At 72.2% G+C, this 23166-nt stretch carries 19 protein-coding genes and 1 tRNA gene; 12 read left to right on the top strand and 8 right to left on the bottom strand.

Annotation, left to right across the window (positions count from 1 at the left end; all coding sequences use genetic code 11):
• Positions 1–7: 7 nt before the first annotated feature.
• Positions 8–1690, bottom strand: coding sequence for a thiamine pyrophosphate-binding protein (locus ACZ6D7_RS07520; RefSeq protein WP_469484966.1), 1683 nt, complete (start codon positions 1688–1690; stop codon positions 8–10).
• A gap of 143 nt (positions 1691–1833) precedes the next feature.
• Here ACZ6D7_RS07520 and sucC point away from each other — a divergent pair, with 143 nt between their 5' ends.
• The 10 genes from sucC (at position 1834) to ACZ6D7_RS07570 (ending at position 11532) form a co-directional block, all read left to right on the top strand.
• Complete coding sequence (gene sucC, locus ACZ6D7_RS07525; RefSeq protein WP_469484968.1) at positions 1834–2964, top strand: ADP-forming succinate--CoA ligase subunit beta; 1131 nt, start codon at positions 1834–1836, stop codon at positions 2962–2964.
• Between the two features lie 14 nt (positions 2965–2978).
• Positions 2979–3863 (top strand): succinate--CoA ligase subunit alpha, encoded by an 885-nt coding sequence (gene sucD, locus ACZ6D7_RS07530; RefSeq protein ID WP_469484971.1) that lies wholly within the window; start codon positions 2979–2981, stop codon positions 3861–3863.
• 199 nt (positions 3864–4062) lie between these two features.
• Entirely contained in the window at positions 4063–5604 is a 1542-nt protein-coding gene (locus tag ACZ6D7_RS07535; RefSeq protein WP_469484974.1) for an aldehyde dehydrogenase family protein, read from the top strand.
• Between the two features lie 174 nt (positions 5605–5778).
• A tRNA-Leu gene (locus ACZ6D7_RS07540) sits at positions 5779–5863 on the top strand.
• A gap of 421 nt (positions 5864–6284) precedes the next feature.
• On the top strand, positions 6285–7457 hold the full coding sequence (locus ACZ6D7_RS07545) for an ATP-binding protein (RefSeq protein WP_469484976.1): 1173 nt from the start codon (positions 6285–6287) through the stop codon (positions 7455–7457).
• The gene (locus ACZ6D7_RS07550) at positions 7454–7855 is read left to right on the top strand and encodes a roadblock/LC7 domain-containing protein (protein ID WP_469484979.1); all 402 of its coding nucleotides are present in this window, start codon (positions 7454–7456) and stop codon (positions 7853–7855) included. Before ACZ6D7_RS07545 ends, ACZ6D7_RS07550 begins: the two co-directional genes overlap by 4 nt.
• Positions 7852–8229 carry a DUF742 domain-containing protein gene (locus tag ACZ6D7_RS07555; RefSeq protein ID WP_469484982.1) on the top strand — a complete coding sequence of 126 codons (378 nt, stop codon included), beginning with the start codon at positions 7852–7854 and terminating at the stop codon, positions 8227–8229. The genes ACZ6D7_RS07550 and ACZ6D7_RS07555 overlap by 4 nt, the downstream gene beginning before the upstream one ends.
• Entirely contained in the window at positions 8204–8797 is a 594-nt protein-coding gene (locus ACZ6D7_RS07560) for a GTP-binding protein (protein ID WP_469484985.1), read from the top strand. The genes ACZ6D7_RS07555 and ACZ6D7_RS07560 overlap by 26 nt, the downstream gene beginning before the upstream one ends.
• 8 nt (positions 8798–8805) lie before the next feature.
• On the top strand, positions 8806–10158 hold the full coding sequence (locus ACZ6D7_RS07565; protein WP_469484988.1) for a cytochrome P450: 1353 nt from the start codon (positions 8806–8808) through the stop codon (positions 10156–10158).
• 222 nt (positions 10159–10380) lie between these two features.
• Complete coding sequence (locus tag ACZ6D7_RS07570) at positions 10381–11532, top strand: tryptophan dimethylallyltransferase family protein (protein ID WP_469484991.1); 1152 nt, start codon at positions 10381–10383, stop codon at positions 11530–11532.
• A 215-nt stretch (positions 11533–11747) separates the two neighbouring features.
• On the opposite strand, the gene ACZ6D7_RS07575 is transcribed toward ACZ6D7_RS07570, so the two are convergent.
• The 7 genes from ACZ6D7_RS07575 to ACZ6D7_RS07605 form a co-directional block, all read right to left on the bottom strand.
• A complete protein-coding gene (locus ACZ6D7_RS07575; RefSeq protein WP_469484994.1) occupies positions 11748–13034 on the bottom strand; it encodes a flavin-containing monooxygenase in 1287 nt (428 codons plus the stop codon).
• Between the two features lie 316 nt (positions 13035–13350).
• Entirely contained in the window at positions 13351–14061 is a 711-nt protein-coding gene (locus tag ACZ6D7_RS07580) for a GntR family transcriptional regulator (protein WP_469484997.1), read from the bottom strand.
• A 174-nt stretch (positions 14062–14235) separates the two neighbouring features.
• A complete protein-coding gene (locus ACZ6D7_RS07585) occupies positions 14236–15237 on the bottom strand; it encodes a proline racemase family protein (protein ID WP_469485000.1) in 1002 nt (333 codons plus the stop codon).
• Positions 15238–15285: 48 nt separating this feature from the next.
• Positions 15286–16185 (bottom strand): dihydrodipicolinate synthase family protein, encoded by a 900-nt coding sequence (locus ACZ6D7_RS07590; protein WP_469485003.1) that lies wholly within the window; start codon positions 16183–16185, stop codon positions 15286–15288.
• A gap of 92 nt (positions 16186–16277) precedes the next feature.
• A complete protein-coding gene (locus tag ACZ6D7_RS07595; protein ID WP_469485005.1) occupies positions 16278–17702 on the bottom strand; it encodes an FAD-dependent oxidoreductase in 1425 nt (474 codons plus the stop codon).
• Complete coding sequence (locus ACZ6D7_RS07600) at positions 17695–18030, bottom strand: (2Fe-2S)-binding protein (RefSeq protein ID WP_469485007.1); 336 nt, start codon at positions 18028–18030, stop codon at positions 17695–17697. Before ACZ6D7_RS07600 ends, ACZ6D7_RS07595 begins: the two co-directional genes overlap by 8 nt.
• On the bottom strand, positions 18027–19181 hold the full coding sequence (locus tag ACZ6D7_RS07605; protein WP_469485009.1) for an NAD(P)/FAD-dependent oxidoreductase: 1155 nt from the start codon (positions 19179–19181) through the stop codon (positions 18027–18029). Before ACZ6D7_RS07605 ends, ACZ6D7_RS07600 begins: the two co-directional genes overlap by 4 nt.
• A 692-nt stretch (positions 19182–19873) precedes the next feature.
• Here ACZ6D7_RS07605 and ACZ6D7_RS07610 point away from each other — a divergent pair.
• Positions 19874–20575: a nucleotidyltransferase domain-containing protein gene (locus ACZ6D7_RS07610; RefSeq protein ID WP_469485012.1), complete on the top strand. Its 702-nt coding sequence runs from the start codon at positions 19874–19876 to the stop codon at positions 20573–20575.
• 380 nt (positions 20576–20955) lie between these two features.
• Complete coding sequence (fusA, locus tag ACZ6D7_RS07615; protein ID WP_469485014.1) at positions 20956–23010, top strand: elongation factor G; 2055 nt, start codon at positions 20956–20958, stop codon at positions 23008–23010.
• Positions 23011–23166: the final 156 nt, after the last annotated feature.

Genomic DNA, 23166 nt, shown 5'->3' on the forward strand with positions numbered 1-23166 from the left:
GCTCACCTCACTTGTACATGGTCTGGTTCATGGTTCCGGGGGCGTACGCGTCCGGGTCGACCCAGACGTTGATCAGCGAGGGCTTCCCGGACTCCCGGGCGCGGCGCAGCGCGGGGCCGATGTCGGCGGGGTCGCGCACCTCCTCGCCGTAACCGCCCAGCATCTGGGCGAACTTGTCGTAGTGGACGTCGCCGAGGGTGTTGCCGACCCGCTCGCGCTCCAGGCCGTACTTGGCGGCCTGGCCGTAACGGATCTGGTTCATGGAGGAGTTGTTGCCGACGATGCCGACGAACGGGAGGTCGTAGCGCACGAGCGTCTCGAAGTCCCAGCCGGTGAGGGAGAACGCGCCGTCGCCGAAGAGGGCGACGACCTCCTTGTCGGGCCGTGCCTGCTTGGCCGCGAGCACGAAGGGGACGCCGACGCCGAGGGTGCCCAGCGGGCCGGGGTCCATCCAGTGGCCCGGCGACTTGGGCTGGACGACCTGTCCGGAGAAGGTGACGATGTCGCCGCCGTCGCCGATGTAGATCGAGTCCTCGGTGAGGAAGTCGTTGATCTCGCTGACCAGCCGGTAGGGGTGGATGGGGGAGGCGTCCGAGCGCAGCTGGGGCAGCCGCTTGTCGAGGGCGGTCTGTTCGGCCGCGCGCAGCTCGTCCAGCCATTCCTTGCGCTTCGAGGCGCCGCCGTCGATCCGTCCGGAGGCCGCCTCGGTCACCGACTTCAGCACCAGGCCGGCGTCGCCGACGATGCCGAGGTCGATGTCGCGGTTCTTGCCGACCGTGCGGTAGTCGAGGTCGATCTGCACGACGGTCGCGTCCGGCGAGAGCCGCTTGCCGTAGCCCATGCGGAAGTCGAAGGGCGTGCCGACGATCACGATGACGTCGGCGTTCGAGAAGGCGTACCGCCGGGAGAGCTGGAAGTGGTGCGGGTCGCCCGGCGGCAGGGTGCCGCGGCCGGCGCCGTTCATGTACGCCGGGATGTTCAGCGTGCGCACCAGCTCGACGGCCGCCTCGGTGCCGCGGGTCGTCCAGACCTGGCTGCCGAGCAGGATCGCGGGCTTCTCGGCGTGCACGAGCAGGTCGGCGAGCTTCTCGATCGCGTCGGGGTCGCCGGCCGAGCGGGTGGAGGCGCGGTAGGCGCCGGGCTGGGGCACGCGTGCCTTCGCCACGGGCACCTTGGCGTCCAGGACGTCGCGCGGGATCTCCAGGAAGGAGGGGCCGGGCGCGCCGTGGTAGCACTCGCGGAACGCCATGGACACCATGTCGGCCGCGCGGGCCGTGTCGGGCACCGTCGCCGAGAACTTGGTGATCGGCGCCATCATGTCGACGTGCGGGAGGTCCTGGAGGGAGCCCATCTTGTGCTGGGTGATCGCTCCCTGACCGCCGATCAGCAGCATCGGGGACTCCGCGCGGAAGGCGTTGGCGACGCCGGTGACGGCGTCGGTGGTGCCGGGGCCGGCCGTGACGACCGCGCAGCCGGGCTTGCCGGTGACGCGGGCGTAGCCGTCGGCGGCGTGGGCGGCGACCTGTTCGTGGCGCACGTCGACGACTTCTATGCCCTCGTCGACGCAGCCGTCGTAGATGTCGATGATGTGGCCGCCGCAGAGGGTGTAGATGCGGTCGACCCCCTCGGCCTTCAGTGCCTTGGCAACGAGATGACCACCGGAAATCACGTCCTGGGTGTCGTCGGGCATGGCGAAGTCCCGTCCCTTCGTAGGGGGTTGGAAGGCTCTCGCGGTACATTGCATACAGTCGACGAATACTGTATGAAGCTTGTTATCCCGCATCCGGTGGGTGGTGTCCAGGGGGCGTGCGGCACTTTTAGACGGGAGCCGAGATGGACCTGTACGAGCACCAGGCAAGGCAACTCTTCGAGGAACACGGCATCGTGGTGCCGAGGGCGGAGGTCACCGACTCGCCCAAGGAGGCGCGCGGGATCGCCCGCCGGCTGGGCGGTCGTGTGGTGGTGAAAGCGCAGGTGAAGACCGGTGGCCGGGGCAAGGCGGGCGGGGTCAAGGTCGCCGCCGACCCGGCCGCCGCCGAGATCACGGCCCGTCAGATCCTGGGCATGGACATCAAGGGGCACACGGTCGGCACGGTGATGCTGGCCGAACCCGTCGACATCGAGACCGAGTTCTACGTCTCCTATGTACTGGACCGCGCGGACGGCCGGTTCCTCGCGATCGCCTCCGCCGAGGGCGGCATGGACATCGAGGAGGTCGCCGCCACCCGGCCCGAGGCCGTCGCCCGGATCCCCATCGACCCCGCGGAGGGCGTCACCCCGTCGAAGGCGGCCGAGATCGCCGCGGCGGCCGGCCTTCCGGCGCAGACCGTCGACGTCCTGGTCCGCCTCTGGCAGGTGCTGGTCCGCGAGGACGCCCTGCTCGTCGAGGTCAACCCGCTCGTGCGCACCGCGCGGGGCCGGATCCTCGCCCTCGACGGCAAGGTCACCCTCGACGACAACGCGTCCTTCCGGCAGGCCCGTTGGGGCGCCGACGTGGCCGGGCACGCCGACCCGCTGGAGGCGGTGGCCGCCGCCAAGGGCCTCACCTACGTGAAGCTCGACGGCGAGGTCGGCGTCATCGGCAACGGCGCGGGCCTGGTCATGTCGACCCTCGACGTGGTGGCCGGCTGCGGCGCCCGGCCCGCCAACTTCCTCGACATCGGTGGCGGGGCGTCCGCGCAGATCATGGCCGACGGCCTCTCCGTCATCCTGTCCGACCCGGCCGTGCGGTCGGTCTTCGTCAACGTCTTCGGCGGCATCACCGCCTGTGACGCCGTCGCCGAGGGCATCGTGCGGGCCCTGGACACCGTACGGCTGACCAGACCGCTCGTCGTCCGGCTCGACGGCAACAACGCGGCCCGGGGGCGGGCGATCCTCGACGCCCAAGGGCATCCCCTGGTCGAGCAGGCCACCACCATGGACGGCGCCGCCCGCCGTGCCGCCCACCTCGCCACCGCAGCCTGAGGAGACCGCAGACCATGGCCATCTACCTCACCCAGGAGAGCAGGGTCCTCGTCCAGGGCATGACCGGCGGCGAGGGCATGAAGCACACCCGGCGCATGCTCGCGGCCGGCACGAACGTCGTCGGCGGCGTCAACCCGCGCAAGGCGGGCCGCACCGTCGACTTCGGTGACCGCGCCGTCCCCGTCCTCGGATCCGTCGCCGAGGGCATCGAGACGACCGGCGCCGACGTGAGCGTCGTCTTCGTCCCGCCCGCCTTCGTCCGGGCGGCGGTGACCGAGGCGGCCGACGCCGGCATCGGGCTCGCCGTCGTCATCACCGAGGGCGTCCCGGTCCACGACTCCGTCGCGTTCACGGCGTACGCGCGGGCACGCGGCACGCGGGTCATCGGCCCCAACTGCCCCGGCCTGATCACCCCCGGCCGGTCCAACGCGGGCATCATCCCGGCCGACATCACCAAGCCGGGCCGGATCGGCCTGGTCTCCAAGTCCGGCACGCTCACCTACCAGCTCATGTACGAGCTGCGGGACATCGGGTTCTCCACCTGTGTCGGCATCGGCGGCGACCCGGTCGTCGGCACCAGCCACATCGACTGCCTGGCCGCCTTCCAGGACGACCCCGAGACCGAACTGATCGTCCTCATCGGCGAGATCGGCGGCGACGCCGAGGAACGCGCGGCCGCCTTCGTCCGCGACCACGTCAGCAAGCCCGTCGTCGGCTACATCGCCGGGTTCACCGCGCCCGAGGGCAGGACGATGGGACACGCCGGCGCGATCGTGTCGGGCTCCTCCGGGACCGCGCGGGCGAAGAAGGCCGCGCTGGAAGCGGTGGGCGTCCGGGTGGGCGGCACACCGACGGAGACCGCGCGCCTCGCCCTTGCCGTACTGGAGGGAGAGGCCTGACCTGGGCGGGGCCCGAGGCCGCCCGCCCGGGCCCTCCCGTCCCGCCGACCGACGCGCGTCTCCCCTCGAACACCCTCTCCCTTCGAACGTCCTTTCCCATCGACTTCCTCTCGACTCGATTCCTCTCGACTCGATTCCTCTCCACTCGATTCCCTCGACTCGATTCCTCTCGACCGTGCACCGAGAGCGGAGCATCCCCATGGCCACCACCCTCACCCTCAAGTCCGGCACCTCCTGGACCGACGCCTGGCGCCGCTGCCTCGCCGTCGCCCCGGAGGCCTTCCGGGACGACCGGGTCCTCAACCTCTGGAACGCCGGCTGGCAGGCGGACGGCCGTCCGCTGCCCGCCACCAGCCCGGTCGACGGCGGCCCCGTCGCGGGCCCGCCGCGCCTCGACGGGGCCACGGCGCACCGGGCCGTCCGGGCTGCCCTCGACCAGCACCGCGCCTGGCGGCACGTGCCGCCGGCCGAACGCCGGGCCCGGGTCGCCGCCACCCTCGACGCCCTCGCCGAACACCGCGAACTCCTCGCCCTGCTGCTCGTCTGGGAGATCGGCAAGCCCTGGCGGTCGGCCCAGGCCGATGTCGACCGGGCCGTCGACGGGGTGCGCTGGTACGTCGACGGCATCGAGGCGATGACGGCCGGCCGGGCCCCGCTGGACGGCCCGGTCTCCAACATCGCGAGCTGGAACTACCCGATGAGCGTGCTCGTGCACGCGATGCTGGTGCAGGCCCTGGCCGGCAACGCGGTCATCGCCAAGGCCCCCACCGACGGCGGGGTCGCCTGTCTGACCCTGGCCTGCGCGCTCGCCGCCCGCGAGGGCGTCCCGGTCACCCTCGTCAGCGGCAGCGGCGGCGAACTGTCCGAGGCGCTGGTGCGGGCGCCCGAGATCGGCTGCGTCTCCTTCGTCGGCGGCCGGGACACCGGCGCCGCCGTGGCCACCGCCGTCGCCGACCTCGGCAAACGGCACGTCCTCGAACAGGAGGGACTCAACACCTGGGGCATCTGGAACTACTCGGACTGGGACACCCTCGGGGCGGTGATCCCCAAGCTCTTCGACTACGGCAAGCAGCGCTGCACGGCGTACCCGCGCTTCGTCGTCCAGCGCACTCTGTTCGACGCCTTCCTCGCGGCCTACCTCCCGGCGGTGCGCACCCTGACGGTCGGCCACCCGCTGGCCGTCGAACAGCGCGCGGACCCCTACCCACGGCTGGACCTCGGGCCGGTGATCAACGCGGCCAAGGCGAAGGAGCTGCACGACCAGGTCGCCGAGGCCATCGACCGCGGCGCGGTCCCGCTGTACCGCGGCAGCCTGGCCGACGCCCGCTTCCTGCCGGGCCAGGACACCTCGGCGTACGTCCAGCCGGTCATGCTGCTCAATCCGCCGCCGTCCTCGCCGCTGCACCACGCGGAGCCGTTCGGTCCGGTCGACACCATCGTCCTGGTCGACACGGAGGCGGAGCTGCTGGCCGCGATGAACGCGTCCAACGGCGCCCTGGTCGCCACGCTCTCCACGGACGACCGGGCCACCTACGACCGACTGGCCCCGCACATCCGCGTCTTCAAGGTCGGCCACGGCCGGCCCCGCTCGCGCGGCGACCGCGACGAGCTGTTCGGCGGCTTCGGCGCGTCCTGGCGGGGCGCGTTCGTCGGCGGCGAGCTGCTGGTCCGCGCGGTCACCCGGGGCCCGGCGGGGGAGCGGCTGCCGGGGAACTTCCCGGAGTACCAGCTGATGCCCTGACCCCACGCCCACCGGCCGGAACCGTGACGAGGTGACCGCCCGGTCACCCACGGTGATCCCCCGACCCACCGGGCGACGGGGGTCCCGGCAGGCGGATATGCAGGTGAAACGCACTCCGAAACCTTGGTATTGTTGTCCATGTCGCCGCGGGGGAACCCGCACGACAGACACCTTGTCCGGGTGGCGGAATGGCAGACGCGCTAGCTTGAGGTGCTAGTGCCCTTTATCGGGCGTGGGGGTTCAAGTCCCCCCTCGGACACTCTCACTCTCCGTGTCGAGCGATTCCGCTCGGTGAGTGCTCGATACCCGCATTCGGCGTTCCGCCGGATGCGGGTTTTGTCGTTCCCGGTATGCATCGATTGCTCTGTTGTCGCCCGAATGTACCGGAAGGCCGTTTATCGGTTGCCCTGTCGCATGTCCTCTCGGCGGCCTCGGGAACTCCTCCTCGGGTGCGACTGACGGACCGTCAATGTTCATCAGTGTCCCCGCTCTTGACGGTCTGTGATCCGTTCTTGTGGTGATACGATCACGCTCGCTTGTAGAGCGGGCGGATGGGTGCAAGACGACATCTCCGACTACGGGGACAGTCCGGGCGGCAACCCAGGTACGGGCGGTCCGCCGGTCCACCCGCAATTGACGGGAATTCAGCAACTGGCCGTCAGTCGCCTGAAGAGAGTCTTATGACTGATTACATACAGAACCCGGTACTCTGGGCTCTCCTCGTCGCCGTACTCGTCGCCGTCGCCCTCATTGTTCGTCAGCGCAGGGCGGCGCGGACGTTAAGGCAGGAGTTCGCAGATCTCCGGGCTCGTCACACCGAGCTCGAGAACGGGTACGCGAAATCCGTCGAGGCAGCTCAGGAAAGAGCCGACGAGGCTACGAAAACGGTCCTGAAGTCCGCGATGCGGACGCTTCAGGGTCTCGCCGCGGAACAGCAGTTGATTGTCTCGCGGCTCCAGAACAAATACGGCGAGTCGGTGATTCTCCAGGACCTCCTGGAGATCGACCACACGAACTCCCAGTTCGGCCGTCGCGCCCAGTCCATCGCCGTGCTCTGCGACGGCTGGCTGGGACGTCAGCGCGATGTCGCGTCGGTGTACGACGTGGTGCGCAGCGCGCAGGGCAGGGTCCGTCACTACCGGCGGGTGGAGATTCTCTCGCAGGTGGACTTCGGTATCACCAGCCGTGCCGTGGAACCCGTGGCACTGGCCCTCGCGGAACTGCTGGACAACGCGACGAGCTATTCCAGCCCCGACACCGTCGTCGAAATCAACATTCGTACCGTGCCCAAGGGAATCTGCATCGTCGTCGACGACGCGGGTGTCGGTATGAACGACGAAGAGCGGGCCCGCGCCGAGAAGCTGCTCACCAGTGACCGCGTCTCGGGCGTCTCCGCACTCGGCAACCCGCCGCAGTTCGGCTTCGCGGTGATCGGCGTCCTCAGCGAACGCTTCGGCTTCGAGGTGTCCGTGGACTCCAGCTCCCCCTACGGAGGTGTCCGCGCCGTCCTGCTCCTGCCGCACGACCTGCTCACCAGCGCTCCCGAGCAGAAGGAGCCGGCCCCGGTCGTCCCCGCCGTGGCACCTCAGGGCCGCGGTGGTCCCGAGTCCGCCATGCCTATGACCACCACCTCCGACGGCCTGCCGAAGCGCCGCCGCAAGCGGCCGATGGCCATCGTGCCCGGCACGGCGTCCAACGGTTCCGGCCCCGCCACCCGCTCGGGCGCGGAGACGGCCGCCATCATGGGCGCCTTCCAGCGAGGCACCAAGTCGGGCCGGGCCACGCAGACGGATCCCGCGGAACAGTCGAGCAGCACCCGTGGTGCAAGCAGCGAAGGGCATGAGTTCTCGTGAACGACGATCTGTCATGGATGCTTGACAGCGCCCTGGAGATTCCCGGGGCCCTGCACGCCGTCCTGATCTCCGCCGACGGCCTGCTGATGGCACGGACGCAGGACTTCGGCAAGGACGACGCGGACCGGGTGGCCGCGGCGATGAGCGGTGTGCAGTCGCTCAGCCGCTCGCTCGCCTTCTTCTGCGAGGACACGAGCCAGAAGTGGCGCCAGACGCTCGTCGAGTTCGACGGCGGCTGGGTCTTCCTGATCTCCGCGGGCGAGGGTGCCTACCTCGGCGTCTCGGCGTCGCCGGACGTCGACATGCAGGACATCACCTTCCGTATGCAGCAGCTCGTCGGCCAGCTCGGCAAGGCGCTGACCACGCCGCCGCGCGAGAACCTCGGCGCCCGGTCATGACGGGCTTCGACGAACTGGAGTCGCAGACGCCGGAGTTAGTGCGTCCGTACGTCATCACCAAGGGACGCGGACTGCCCGACGAGGAACAGCTCTCCCTCATCACGCTGGTCACGGCCGCCGCCGACCACCAGCAGCGGCCCACCCGGCTGTCCCCCGAGGAACAGAGCCTGCTCGACCTGTGCTCGGCGGGCTATCTCTCGGTCGCCGAGATCGCGGGGCACACCCAACTGCCCCTCGGTGTGGTCAAGATCCTCCTCGCCGCCCTGACCGAGGGCGGCTACCTCGTCACCCGCCCGCCCGTGCAGCGGGCTCCGCTCGCCGACAGGGAGATCCTGGAGGAGGTGCTGAATGGTCTCAGGGCCAAGTTTGGATGAGCACGCGTACGTCCGTGAGGGCGCCACACAGACGGCGGTGAAGATCCTCGTGGTCGGCCACTTCGCGGTGGGCAAGACCACGTTCATCGGTGCGATCTCCGAGATCGAGCCGCTGTCCACCGAGGAGACGATGACCCGGGCCGCCGAGTCGGTCGACGACCTCAAGGGCGTCCAGGGCAAGACCACCACCACGGTCGCCATGGACTTCGGCCGGCTGACCATCAGCGACCGTGTCGTGCTCTACCTGTTCGGAACTCCGGGCCAGCAGCGCTTCGTACAGATGTGGGAGGACATGGCGCGCGGCGCGCTCGGCGCGCTGGTGCTGGTCGACCCCGAGCGACTCGCGGACTCCTTCGCCGTGATCGATCTGATCGAGCAGTACGGACTCGACTACGCCATCGCCGTCAACCACTTCGACGGCTCGCCGCTGCGCGACGAGATGGCCCTGCGCGACGCACTGGACCTGCTCGACGACACCCCCGTCGTCACCTGCGACGCACGCGACGAGAGGTCGTCGGCCGAAGCGCTGATCACTCTCGTCCGTCACCTGCAGGACCGTGCCCACTAGGAGCAGAAATGGACCAACCCACCGCCCCCGTGCCCCCGCCCGGGTGCCCGGCGCACAACAGCGGCGGCAGAGTGCCGCTGCACGGCCCGGAGTTCGCGGCTGACCCGCAGGCCTACTACGCCTTCCTGCGGCACTACGGGCCCACCGCGCCCGTCGAGCTGGCCCCGGGGGTCGAGGCCACCCTCGTCACCGACTACGCCACCGCGCTCCAGCTCCTCCAGGACTCCGGCTCCTTCCGTAAGGACGCGCGCCGCTGGCGGGACCTCAACGAGGGCCGGATTCCCCCGGACAGCCCGATCGCGCCCGTGCTCGCCTACCGGCCCAACGCCATGTTCACCGACGGCGCCGAGCATCTGCGGCTGCGTCAGGCGATCACGGACAGCATGGCACGCGTCGACTCGCGCCGGCTCAGCCAGAGCACCGAGCAGGTCTCCAACTTCCTCATCTCCCAGTTCGGTTCGCGCGGTTCGGCCGACCTGCTCGGCGACTACGCCAAGCAGCTGCCGCTGTTCGTGTTCAACGAACTCTTCGGCGTCCCCGCGGACATCGGTGACCGGATCGTGTTCGGCATCACCGGCATGTTCGACGGCATCAACGCCGAGAAGGCGATGGAGGTGCTGTTCGGGGCCATCGGCGAACTGGTGGGGCTGAAGCGGACCCGGCCCGGGGACGACGTCACCTCATGGCTGATGCAGCACCAGGCGAAGCTGACCGACGAGGAGATGGTCCACCAGCTCGCCCTGCTGATGGTCGCGGGCAACGAACCGCTGCGCAACCTCATCGGCAACACCCTGCACCGGCTGCTCACCCACGACGCGTACGCCAACCAGGGCGGTCTGATCGACGAGGCGATCGACGACACGCTGTGGGAGAACCCGCCCATGCAGAACCTCGCCGCCCACTACCCGGCCTCCGACATGGAGTTCGCCGGGCAGAAGCTCCAGGCCGGCGATCTGGTGCTGGTCAGCTTCGGCGCGGCCAACACCGGCCCGGCGCTGTCGGCGGCCCGGCAGGCGGGCAGCAACCGCGCCCATCTGTCGTGGAGCGCGGGCCCGCACGCCTGCCCGTCGAAGGAGCCCGGCCGGCAGATCACGGTGACGGCGATCGAGAACCTGCTCAACAAGCTCCCGGACGTTGAACTCGCCGTCCCGACCGAGAGCCTGACCTGGCGGCCCGGGCCGTTCAATCGCGGACTCGCCGCGCTGCCCGCCAAGTTCACCCCGGTCCAGCCGGTGCGCCGGCCCGCCCCGCAGGCCCCGGCCGCCGGTGAGGCGCAGACGCACCAGGACCGGACCGCGCGGGGTGGCAAGGCCGAACGAGGGGGTGTGTGGAGCCAGTTCCTCAACTGGCTGACGAGGTGATTCACACAACATCCGTCAACTCTGCACGACTGCATGACAGTTCAACCTCGGGGGTAGTGAGGAACGCGGCATTCCGTGTTGCTCACACATCAGAGGAGGTGTCGTGGACCACATAGTCATCGACGCCGTTTTCATACCACTCCCATCCCTCGTGCACCCCCTGATACCCGCCCCGCCAGGCGGGTATCTTCATGTCCGCCCCGTCCCGGCGGGGGAGGGACGGTGACCGCCTCCGGATACGACGCCACGGGGACGCCCGGCGTGGGTACGCTCGGCGGCCACGCGGCCCGGCAGCTGCTGCGGCTCGGGGAGATCGCGGGGCTGCCCGGAGCCGACTCCAAGGTCTACGCGCGCACCCTGGTCGAGGCGCTGGGCCCCGTCGCCGAGCGGCCGCTGCACCTACCGCCGCCCAGCGACAGCTTCATCTCCGACGACCACACCCCGGTGGAGTTCTCGCTCTCCTTCGAGCCGGGCGCGGCCCCGACCCTGCGGGTGCTGCTGGAACCGGGCGCCGATGCCGTCGGGCCGGCCGAGAACGGCCGTACCGGTCTGCGGGTCCTGCGCGAACTCGCGGGCCGCTGGGGATTCTCCACCGGCCGGCTCGACGAGCTGGAGGACCTCTTCTTCCCGCCCTCGCCCGAGGGGCCCCTGGCGCTGTGGTGCGCGCTCGAACTGCGGCCCGGAGGCGTGCCCCGGGTCAAGGCGTACCTGAACCCCGCGGCGAACGGCACGCGGCACGCGGCCAGGACGGTGCGCAAGGCCCTGAAACGCCTCGGCCACCGCCAGGCGTTCACGGCACTCCCCGACGGCGACCGTCATCTGTTCTTCGCCCTGGACCTCGGCGACTGGGACGAGCCACGGGTGAAGGTCTACCTCGCGCACCACGACCTCCCGGCCCCGCGTGTGGCCGATCTGTCCCGGATGGATGGCGGCCCCGGCCCCGCGGAGATCGAGGAGTTCCTCCGCATCGCCACCGGCAGTGACACCGGCACCGGTGCCGACGAGGGAAGGGAACCACGGCTCGTCCGCCGACCGCTCCAGACCTGTCATGCCTTCACCAACACGAGGGCCGGCCTGCCCAGCGGCTTCACCCTCTACGTACCGGTACGGGACCACGCCCCCCACGACGGAGAGGCCCTGGCCCGCGCCACGGACCTGCTCAAGCGCTACGGCATGGACCCCGCTCCGCTGCATCAGGCCCTGGCCGCCGTCACCCCGCGGCAGCCCGAGGACGGCGTGGGACTCGTCGCCTACCTGGGCCTCGCCCACCAGCAGGGCCGTCCGCCCCGGATCATGACGTACATCTCCTCGGAGGCGTACCAGGTCCGCCCGCCTGCCGCACCCCGCCCCGCCGAGGTCACGGCCGGACGGTAGTCCCCACCCCGCGCAGCCCGGAAGCGCGAGGGGAGCCGTACGCCGACGTTGTCGAACCGCTCCCCTCCCACCCACACCCACGGCCCCTGAACACGGCCCCTGACGCGTGAGCCGCCCCGGCCGCCCGGGCGGTGGCAGGGCGAAGGGTCCGGCCGCGCGGGGGGAGACCTCCGCGCACCGAACCCTCCCGCTCCACGCGCCACCGGGCGCGACGGTCACTCCGCGCGCAGTTCCTCCAGGTACGGTGCCACGTCGACCTGGATCGACGCGCTCTGCGCCTGCCCGTACTGGCCGGCGATACCGCTCAGGTAGGCGCTGATCTCCTTGCGCATGACCTCCGGCTCCGGCAGGACCGCCTTGCCCGCGAGGACCCGGGCCACCCAGCGCGCCTGGGCCTCCACCAGCCGGGTGATGGACCCGTGCGGACGGACCAGACCGAGGAAGTGCAGTCCCGGACGGTCGGGCGCGACGACCCGTTTGTACAGCTCGACCGAGCCCTGTGCCCCGAAGGGGCAGCCGTCGGGCAGGAAGGGGAACGCCATGCGGTAGCCGGTGCAGTAGACGACGGCGTCGGCTCGCACCGAGGTGCCGTCGGTGAACACCACCCGCTCGCCGTCCAGGCGCTCGATCGCGGGCTTGGGGGTGACCCCGCCATGGCGGATACGGGTGAGGATCTCGTCGGAGATGGTCACGGCCGAGGCGAAGATCCGGTGGTCCGGCTCGGGCAGGCCGTAGTCCGCGAGCTTGCCCCGGGCCACCAGCAGGGCCTGCTCGATGAACGTGCGCTGCTCGTCCAGGGACATGGTCGTCCACCACGAGGCCTCGGCCACGTCGTCCAGGGGCATGCCGAAGAGTTGCTTGGGCAGGATGTGCAGGCCCCGGCGGACGGAGAGCACGGTCTGCTCGGCGTACCGGGAGAGGTCCGCGGCGATGTCCACGGCCGAGGCGCCGAGCCCCACGACGACGACCCGACGGCCGGCGAAGTCGCTGCCGTCCCGGTAGTCCAGGGCGTGCAGAATCCTTCCTTCGAAGGTGTCGGAGCCGGGCGCGGGCGCGGGCAGCACCGGCTCGGTGTTGTGCCCCGAGGCCACGATCACCTGGTCGAAACCGCGGGTGCGGCGCACCCCTCGGGCGTCCCGGCTGACGACCGTCCACTCGCCGCCCGGCTCCTGCCGTACGGACTCGACGGCCGTCTCCAGCTCGATGTGCCCGAGGACGCCGGCCCATTCGGCGAAGGACCGCAGATAGGCGGCGAAGTCGCTGTGCCGGGGATAGACCGGGTAGGAGGCCGGCATCGGGTGGTCGGCGAAACCGGTGAGCCGCTTGTTGGTGTTGAGGTGGAGCGAGAGGTAGCCCGGGCCGCGCTCGCCGGCCTGGGGCTGCCGCCAGAGGCCACCGACGTCGGAGGCCCGCTCGAGACAGACGAAGTCGAGCCCCTCGGACTTCAGGGCGTGAGCCGCCGCGAGCCCCGACAGACCCGCACCGATGAGACACACACGCACGGCTTCCCCCACAGGAAAGACACCATCCTTTCGCGCACCCGCAGTTGACTGCCCATGCGGCACGCGCCCCACTCCTTGCCCGACGGCGACAAGGATCACAGACGTGCGGCGGGCGCACGGGTGCCGGGGCAGGTGGAGACGGGTACGGGGGACGCGACGGGACGAGTTGAACGAGTCGGGTTCGGTGGGACGAGTCGGTTTCGGCGGGACGAGTTGGGACGGCGGGGGAGCCGGGACGGCGGGAGGAGTCGAGGCGGCGGGAGGAACTGGCTTCACGGGTCGGTGTCGGGTCCGGGAACCGGTGGAGCCGGGCCGGTCATTCCCGGGCGGAGGCCCACAGCCCGCGTACATGCCCCAGATGCCGGGTCATGATCTCGTGCACGGCCCGTTCGTCGTGGGCCAGCAGGGCGTCCAGGAGCTCCAGGTGCTCCTCGGCGGAGGCCAGCAGTCGGCCGGACGCGGACAAGGCGGTGAGACCGTAGAGGCGGGCCCGGCCGCGCAGCCCGCGGACCACCTCGACGAGGTGGGCGTTGCCGGCCAGGGCGAGCAGGCCCAGGTGGAAGCGGGTGTCGGCCTCGACATAGGCGATGAGGTCGCCCGCCACCGCGGCGGCGACGATCTCCCGCGCGGCCGGGCGCAGCGCCTCCAGCGACACCGGGTCGGCGGTGGTGGCCAGTGCCACCACCGTGGGGATCTCGATGAGCGCCCGGACGTGCGTGTACTCGTCGAGCTGCCGGTCGGAGACCTCGGTGACCCGGAAGCCCTTGTTGGGGACCGCGTCGACCAGGCCCTCCTTCGCCAGGTCCAGCATCGCCTCGCGCACCGGGGTCGCCGAGACGCCGAACCGGGCGGCCAGGGTCGGTGCCGAGTACACCTCGCCGGGCCGCAGTTCGCCCGCGATCAGCGCGGCCCGCAGGGCGTCGGCGACCCGCTCGCGGTAGCTGCTGCGCCGGCCGCCGAGTACCGGCAGGGCCGGGCCGGGCTCGGCTGCGGCGGGCGGCTGGCTGCTGGGGCGCGGGGCGGCCATGGCGGGTCTCCTCGAAGGCGGGTGCCGTGCTGGGCGGTGCTGGGCTGTGTCGTGTACTGCGCTGTGCACCCGGTGCTGTGCAATGTCACGTGCCACCAGTATCCACGGCATCTCACGGCATCTCACGGCATCTCACGGCATCCACGGCCTCTACGGCGGTGGAGCGCGCGTGGGTCAGAGCACGAACCCCGCCGGGAACGGGTCCGTCGGGTCCAGCAGGTACTGGGCGGTGCCGGTGATCCAGGCGCGGCCGGTGATGCTGGGCAGCACCGCCGCACGGCCCCCGACCTCCGTCGTGCCGAGCAGCCGGCCCGTGAACCGGGTGCCGATGAAGGACTCGTTCACGAACTCGGTGTCCAGCGGGAGTTCACCCCGCGCGTGCAGCTGCGCCATCCGCGCGCTCGTCCCCGTTCCGCAGGGGGAGCGGTCGAACCAGCCGGGGTGGATGGCCATCGCGTGCCGGGAGTGGCGGGCGGTGGAGCCGGGTGCGGCCAGGTAGACGTGGTGGCAGCCGCGGATCGACGGATCCTCCGGATGCACCGGCTCGGCCTCGGAGTTGACCGCCTCCATCAGGGCCAGGCCGGCCCGCAGGATGTCGTCCTTGTGGGCGCGGTCGAAGGGCAGCCCGAACTCCTCCAGCGGCAGGACCGCGTAGAAGTTCCCGCCGAACGCCAGGTCGTACGTCACCGTACGGCCGTCGGGCAGGGTGGCCTTGCGGTCCAGGCCGACCGCGAAGGACGGCACGTTGCGCAGGGTCACGGACCGGGCGGCGCCGTCCTCGACGGCCACCTCGGCGACCACCGGCCCGGCCGGGGTGTCCAGCCGGATGGTGGTCACCGGTTCCACGACCTCGACCATGCCCGTCTCGACCAGCACGGTCGCCACCCCGATGGTGCCGTGCCCGCACATCGGGAGATAGCCGGAGACCTCGATGTACACGACGCCGAAGTCGCAGTCGGGCCGGGTGGGCGGCTGGAGGATCGCGCCGCTCATCGCGGAGTGGCCACGCGGCTCGTTCATCAGCAACTGCTTGATGTCGTCGCGGTGTTCACGGAAGTACAGCCGCCGCTCGTTCATCGTCGCGCCCGGGATCGTGCCGATCCCGCCGGTGATCACCCGGGTGGGCATGCCCTCGGTGTGCGAGTCGACGGCGTGCAGGACGAGCTTGCTGCGCATGAAGTCCCCTTCTGTGCGGGAGAGTTGTAGCCGGGTGCCGGAACGGCTCTAGGCGAGCCCCGCCGCGACGGCCTTCTCGGTGGCCGCTCGGACGGCCGCCTCCTGTTCCGGCGTCAGCGGGACGCGGGGCGGACGGCAGGGGCCGCCGGGCCGGCCCACGACGTCCATCGACAGCTTGATCGCCTGCACGAACTCCACGCGCGAGTCCCAGCGCAGCAGCGGGTGCAGCTGCCGGTAGAGCGGCAGCGCGGTGGTGAGGTCCCCGGCGACCGCGGACCGGTACAGCTCGACCGAGGCCCTCGGCAGCGCGTTGGGGTACCCGGCCACCCAGCCCTTGGCGCCCGCCACCGCCAGCTCCAGCAGTACGTCGTCGGCGCCGATCAACAGATCGAGTTCCGGGGCGAGTTCGGCGATCCGGTAAGCGCGGCGGACATCTCCCGAGAACTCCTTGACGCCCTGGATGAGCCCCTCGCCGTGCAGCCGGGCCAGCAGCTCGGGCACGAGGTCGACCTTGGTGTCGATCGGGTTGTTGTACGCCACGACCGGCAGGCCCGCCTCGGCGACCTCCGCGTAGTGCGCCATCACCGCGCGTTCGTCGGCGCGGTAGGCGTTGGGCGGCAGCAGCATGACGGCTCCACAGCCGGCCTCGCGCGCCTGCTCGGCCCAGCGCCGCGATTCCGCCGAGCCGTAGGCGGCGACTCCCGGCATCACCCGGTCCCCGCCGACCGCGGCCACCGCGGTCTCCACCACCCGGGCCCGCTCCTCGGGCGTGAGGACCTGGTACTCGCCCAGGGAACCGTTCGGTACGACGCCGTCACAGCCGTTCTCCACGAGCCAGGCGCAGTGTGCGGCGTACCGGTCGTGGTCGACGGCGAGGTCGTCGTCCAGCGGGAGCGCGGTGGCGACGAGGACACCGCGCCAGGGGCGGGACGGTTGGGGGGTGGTCATGGCAGAGGGCCTCTCTTTCAACAGTGGCGTGTGACATATCACTTGCAGCTGGTCGCCGCCCGCCCGGGCGATCACCGGGGGCCGCGCGGGGATCACTGGTCCGCCGGGGGGTCGGTGGGCGCGGCCAGGACGCCCAGCGGGACCGGGCGGGCCAGCAGTCGGCGTGCCGGGGTGGGCGCGCAGCCCGCGACGCCCGCCACACCGGGTTCGCACATCCGGCCCTGGCACCAGCCCATCCCGGCCCGGGTCAGCAGCTTCACCGTGCGCAGGTCGCCGGCCCCGAGCGAGCCGACGGCCTCCCGGACCGCGCCGGCGGTGACCTCCTCGCAGCGGCACACGACCGTCTCGTCCGTCACCCCCTCCGCCCAGGCGGCCGGGGGAGCGTACGCGCCGTTGAGTCCCGCGAAGAAGGCGCGCAGTCGGGTACGGGTCCGGGCGGCCGGGGCCCACCGCGCGGGGTCCGGGGCCGTGCCGCGCAGCCGGGCCGCCGCCGACCGTCCCGCGATGTGCCCCTCGGCCAGCGACAGGACCGCGCCGCCGATGCCCGTGGACTCGCCGGCGGCCCACACACCGGGGACGTCGGTGCGCTGCTCGTCGTCCACGGACACGGCCGGTCCGTCGAGACGGCAGCCGAGACCGTCCGCGAGATCGGTGTGCGGCAGCAGCCCGTGGCCCACGGCGAGGGTGTCGCAGGACAGGCACAGCGCGGTGCCGGGTGCCGGACGGCCGTCGGGGCCGAGCGCGGCGACGGTCACGGACTCCAGTCGTTCGGTGCCGTGCGCCTCCACCACCGTATGACGGACCTTCACCGGTACCCCGTGACGCAGGAGTTGTGCCGCGTACCCGGCGCCTTCGGCGAGTTTGTCCGGTGCTCCGGCGAGGGTGCGCGCCCGGCGGGCGAAGTCCCTCGGGGCGGCGGACTCGACCAGCGCGACGACGTCGGCGCCCGCCGCGGCGAGGCCGGTGGCGACCGGCAGCAGCAGGGGGCCGGTGCCGGCCACGACCGCCGTACGGCCGGGCAGCGCGAGTCCGCCCTTCAGCAGGGCCTGGGCGCCGCCGGCGGTGACCACGCCCGGCAGGGTCCAGCCGGGGAAGGGCAGGACCTTCTCGTAGGCGCCGGTCGCCAGCAGCACCCCGTCGGCGTGGATCGCGACGGACTCGCGTTGCTCGGGGCCGAGCAACGCGTGGACCGTGAAGGCGGGAGACGTGGTCGGGCTTTCGGCCGACCGCCGTTCCACGCACCACACATGACGATCGCTCAGAAGGGCGACGCGGCCCGTGGCGAGGTGGGTGTCGAGGCCGGTACGCAGACGTTCCCAGGTGCGCCACCGGTGGTGGAGCGCCTGCGGGCGACGGGCGCCGAGGCCCTGGGCGGGCTGCCGGTAGAACTGGCCGCCCGGCTGCGCGGCGGAGTCGATGAGCGTCACGCGCACGCCCCGCGCGGCCGCCGCCAGGGTGGCCGCGAGCCCGGCCGGGCCGGCGCCGATCACCGCGAGGACCGGGCGGCGCTCACTCATCGTGGCCCGTTCCCGTTCCCGTTCCCGTCCCTGTCCCGTGGCCCGTCCCCTGTTGCGTCCGGATGTCGGCGCCCGGGGCGGCGGGAACCAGGCACGCGCGCTGGTTGGGCCGGCCGTCCACGGTGACGAGGCAGTCGAAGCACACCCCGATCCCGCAGAAGACCCCGCGCGGCAGCCCCTCGCCCCGCGTGGTGCGCCAGGCCGTGACCCCCGCCGACCACAGCGCGGCGGCCACCGTCTGGCCGGGCAGTGCCTCGATCTCCCGGCCGTCGAACCGGACGGTGAACGGGGCTCCGGGGCGGGCCCGGACCAGGTCCAGGGGGTTCACGGGGCGGCCTCCTCGGCGAAGCGGTCGGGGCGGAACGGGGTGAGGTCCAGCTCGGGCGTCCTGCCGGTCAGCGCCTGGGCGATGAGATGCCCGGTGCCGGTGGCGAGCCCGATGCCCGCGCCCTCGTGCCCGCACGCGTGGTACAGGCCCGGCACGCGTGGATCCGGGCCGAGGGCGGGCAGATGGTCGGGCATGTAGGGGCGGAAGCCGAGGTACGTGCGCATCACCCGTACGTGTTCCAGGAAGGGGAACAGGCGCGTCGCCCCGGCCGCGAGGGCGCGGACGACGGGCAGGGAGAAGGAGCGGTCGAAGCCGATCCGTTCGCGGCTCGCGCCGATCAGGACCGGACCGCCGGCGGTGCCCTCGACGACCGGCGAGGTCTGGAGGGCGGCGGAGTCGCTGGCCACGTCGGCCACGTAGTCGGCGGCGTACACCTTGTGCCGTACGCGGCGCGGCAGCGGCTCGGTGACCAGGACGAAGCCGCGGCGGGGGAGCACCGGCAGGGAGACCCCGGCGAGCGCGGCGACCTCGCCGCCCCAGGTTCCGGCCGCGTTCACCACGGCCGGGGCGAGGAGGTCGCCCCGGTCGGTGCGGACCCCGCGCACGGCACCGTCGGCGCCGCGCAGCACCCGCGTCACCGTCCGGCCGGTCTCCAGACGGGCCCCGGAGGCCCGGGCGAGGTGGGCGGCGGCCAGGGTGGGCATCACCTGGGCGTCCTGGGGATACAGCACACCGCCCGCCAGACCGGGCGCCAAGTCGGGTTCCAGGGAGGGGAGTTCGGCCGCGTCGACGGGGACCGCCGCCACTCCGGCCGCGCGCTGTCCGGCGGCGAGTCCGGCGAGGGCGGTGAGCCCTTCGGGGGTGGACGCCACGACGATCCCGCCCTTGGGTTCGTACTCGACCGCCGTGCCCAGCTCTTCGGCGAGTTCACCCCACAACCGGCCGGACAGCAGGGCCAGTCGGAGTTCGGGCCCCGGTTCCTTGTCGGAGACGAGGAGGTTGCCCTCGCCCGCTCCCGTCGTGCCGCCGGCCACCGGGCCCCGGTCCACCAGGATCACGTCGAGCCCGGCACGGGCCGCGTACAGCGCACAGGCGGCGCCCACCATGCCGGCGCCGACGACCACCACGTCACCGCTGGGTCCGTTGGTCACGCCAGTAATATGTCACATGGCGCTGTGCGGGGGAACAGGGCGGGAGCGCGGCGCATTCGGGGGAACGGGACGGGCGCGGGCGCGGGGCGGAGGGCCCGTGGCACGCGGGACGTACCGCACGTCGAATGCCGAACAACGAACAACGAACACCGAACAACGAACACCGAACGCCAAACACGGCGTACGACGTGCCGCGTACGCCGTGCTGAGCAGGGCGCCGGAGCCGGCGGCTACCCCGGCACGCGGGTCGGCCGGAGCGGGCCCGGCGGGCCTGACGGGCCGGACGGGCGAGCCGGGGACGGCGGCCGTGACGGCCCGGACGGACGGGGGCCGCGCGATGCGCGGGGCGCACGGGGTGGGCGAGGAGCGGGCAAGGTTTCCTCCCAGGAGCGGGACGGCCGGCGGGCCGGGCCGGCCCTGTCCCTCCACGGCACCACCGGCCCGCCCGCGTGACCAGCCGACTGAGCCGTACGGGTGAGCGGGTCCGCCCCACCGGGCCCACCCCGCAGGCCCCCCCGCAGGCCTCCGCGTGCCCGCGCGGGCCCGGAAAATGTGAGGTGGACGGCCCGCACACCGGGGCATCATGGCGGTCCGTCGCCCCTCCGCCGGGACGGCGACCACCACCACCTGGAGCCCACCGGCACGCACGAGGGCGTGCGGGCGGGAGCGCGGCACCACCAACGGGGGCACCTGTGACCGTCACCAACATCCTGCTGTCCGGCATCGTCGGCTCGACCGCCTACGGGCTCGCCCGTCCGGGCTCCGACGTGGACCGGCTCGGCATGTTCGCCGCCCCCACGGAGGAACTGCACGGCCTGCGCCGCCCCCAGGACTCGCACGTCACCACGGCCCCCGACCGCACCCTGCACGAGGCCGCGAAGTGGTGTCGGCTCGCCCTCGGCGGCAACCCGACGGTGATGGAACTCGTCTGGCTGCCCGAGGAGTTGTACGAGGTCCGCACCCCGCTCGGCGACGAACTCATCGCGATCCGGGCGACCCTGCCGAGCGCCCGCCGGGTCCGCGACGCCTACCTCGGCTACGCCACCCAGCAGTTCCGCAAGATACGCAACCGGGGCGAGGGCGGCCTCTCCGCGGACATCCCCAAGCGGACCGCCAAGCACGCCCGGCACCTCAAGCGGCTGTGCACCCAGGGCTACGAGCTGTACGCCACGGGCCGGCTGACGATCCGCGTCGAGGACCCGGAGAGCTACCACACCTTCGGCGAGCAGGTGGCCGCCGACCCCGAGGCCGCGCTGCCGCTGCTGCGCGACTTCGAGGAGAAGTTCGGCACGACGCGCAGTGTCCTGCCCGAACAGCCCGACGAGACGGCCGCCGACGCGTGGCTGCGCCGGGTGCGACGCCACTTCTACACGCCGCGGGACACGCCCGCCTGACCGCGAGACCCGGGGGCGCGCCGCACGGTCCGGATAAATCCCGTGCGGGGCGGCCCCGTTCGCCTCTACACTCACCGAAGATCACGCGCCGCCCACGACAGGGGGCCGCGCGACACCTGACGAACGAGGGGAGCCGGCCATGCGTGACCACACCGCTGCCGTCGCTCCCCGTGCCCGCTACGAGGTGATCCTCGTGTCTCGGGCCGTCCGGTGTCCGCTGCGCGGCCGGCACCGGATGTCCTGACGACCGCCTGAGCGCACCGAACCACCGTCCCGCACCCAACAGCAGGTGACGGTGTGTCCTTTTCGTGCTGATCCTCATGCCGTCGTCCGGTCAATCGCGCTGCCCGTTCACCGGAACACCCGAAAGGCCAAGGGCCGTGCGCAACCACCTCGACACCCTCGACCGTCAGCTCGCCGCCGTGCGCAACCTGGGCATCCTCGCCCACGTCGACGCGGGGAAGACCACCGTCACCGAGCGGATCCTGTACGCCACCGGGACCACGCACAAGCGCGGCGAGGTCCACGAGGGCACCACCATCACCGACTTCGACCCCCAGGAACGCGACCGGGGCATCACCATCTTCGCGGCGGCCGTGAGCTGCGACTGGGACGGTCACCGCGTCAACCTCATCGACACGCCCGGGCACGTCGACTTCGCCGACGAGGTCGAGCGGGCGCTGCGCGTGCTCGACGGCGCGGTGGCGGTGTTCGACGCCGTCGCGGGCGTGGAGCCGCAGAGCGAGTCCGTGTGGCGGCAGGCCGACCGGTACGGCGTGCCGAGGATCGCGTTCGTCAACAAGCTGGACCGGGCGGGCGCCGACCTCGACACCGCCGTGGCGTCGATCCGTGACCGCCTCCACCCGGTCCCGCTGGTCGTCCAGCTGCCGATCGGCTCCGAGGACGGCTTCACCGGCGTGGTCGACCTGCTTCGCATGCGGGCCCTGACCTGGGGCGACGATGGTGACACCGCCGTCGAGGGCGTCGTACCGGAGGAACTGCGGGAGGAGGCGCTGCGTCGGCGCCGACTGCTGGAGGAGAGCGTCGCGGAGCGTCACCCGGCCGCGCTGGAGGAGTTCTGCGACCGGGAGACCCTCTCCGCCGGCACGCTCGCGGCAGCCCTGCGCGACCTGACCCGCACCGGTGACGGTGTGGTCGTGCTGTGCGGCTCGGCGTACCGCAACCGCGGGATCGAACCGCTCCTCGACGCCGTCGTGGCCTACCTCCCGTCCCCGCTGGACGTGCCCGCCGTGCGGGGCACCCACGAGGGGGCGGAGCAGGAACGGGCGGCCGATCCGGCGGCCCCGCTGGCGGCGCTGGCGTTCAAGGTGAGCGCCACACCGACGGGACGCCTCACGTATCTGCGGGTGTACTCGGGAACGATCGAGAAGGGAGACGCGGTATGGGAGTCCGGCTCGCGGCGCACCGAGCGGATCGGCCGGATCCTGCGCGTCCAGGCCGACCGGCACGCCCAGCTGGACCGGGCGGTGGCCGGGGACATCGTGGCCGTCGTGGGGCTGAAGTCGGCCCGCGCGGGCTCGACCCTGTGCGCGCCGCAGGCGCCGCTCGTCCTCGAACCGCCCGGTGTCCCCGACCCGGTGGTCTCCGTGGCGGTCGAGGCACGCCGCGGCACCGACACCGACCGGCTGGCCTCGGCGCTCGCCCGGCTGGCCGAGGAGGACCCCTCGCTGGTCGTGCGGACCGACCCCGAGACCGGTCAGACGGTCCTGTCGGGCATGGGTGAACTGCACCTGGAGGTCGCGGTGGAGAAGATCCGCCGCAGCCTCGGACTGGACGTCAACGTCGGCCGCCCCAGGGTGACCTACCGCGAGACCGTCGGCCGGGGCGTGACCGGTCTGGTCTTCCGGCACGTCAAACAGGACGGCGGGGCAGGGCAGTTCGCGCACGTCGTGCTCGATGTGGAGGCGCTGGAGGACGGGTTCGACTTCCGGTCCGCCGTCGTCGGCGGTCGGGTGCCGCAGGAGTACGTCCGGGCCGTCGAGGCCGGCTGCCGGGACGCGCTCGCCGAGGGTCCCCTGGGCGGGCACCCGGTGACCGGGCTGCGGGTCACCCTGACGGACGGGGCGACCCATGTGAAGGACTCCTCCGAGATGGCCTTCCGCACGGCCGGTCGGCTCGCGCTCCGAGAGGCGCTGCGGGCCTGCGCGATGGTCCTGCTGGAGCCGGTGGTCGAGGTCACGGTCACCGTGCCCGAGGACGCCGTCGGCGGGGTCCTCGGCGACCTCGCGGCCCGGCGCGGCCGGGTCACCGACTCGGGTGTGCGCGGCGGCTCGGCCGTGGTCACCGCGACCGTGCCGCTGGCGGAGCTGTTCGGTTACGCGACCCGGCTGCGCAGCCGCACCCAGGGCCGCGGCACCTTCACGGCCCGGCCGACGGGGTACGCCCCGGCACCGGCGGTGGCGGCGACGCCGTAGCACGGTGAGGGAAGGGTGAGCGAACGGTGCGGGCGGGCGGTACGCCCGCCCGCACCTGACGCACCTGACGCACCTGACGCACCTGACGCACCTGACGCACCTGACGCACCTGACGCACCTGACGCACCTGACGCACCTGACGCACCTGACGCACCT

This window comes from Streptomyces sp. NPDC041784 (assembly GCF_055591025.1).